This window comes from Sphingomicrobium sediminis, assembly GCF_023805295.1.
Taxonomy (GTDB): Bacteria; Pseudomonadota; Alphaproteobacteria; order Sphingomonadales; family Sphingomonadaceae; genus Sphingomicrobium; species Sphingomicrobium sediminis.
In genome coordinates, this window is sequence record NZ_JAMSHT010000004.1 from 1 (window position 1) to 255 (window position 255).

At 67.1% G+C, this 255-nt stretch carries 1 protein-coding gene; it reads left to right on the forward strand.

Going from position 1 to position 255, the window contains the following annotated elements:
* The coding region (locus tag NDO55_RS11920) for a hypothetical protein (protein ID WP_252115647.1) at positions 1-255 on the forward strand (255 nt) is incomplete at both ends.

Consider the following 255-nt stretch of genomic DNA (forward strand, 5'->3'; position numbering starts at 1 on the left):
ACATTGGTGCGGTCGCGGTGGCTTCGGCTGCGATTGGCGGCGCCAGTGCGACGGCCTTCGGGATCAATATCTCGGCGACCGGTACGGGCTCGACCACGACGATGGGCACGGGCACGACGGCGGTCGTTACGGTCAATCCGGGTGGTCTCGATGTCGATCTCACCAACTCGGGCAGCGTGACCGTTGCGGCGATTGCGCGCGGTGCGGGTTCTTCGACCTTCACCACGACCTCGACCACCGGCACGGGCACGACGC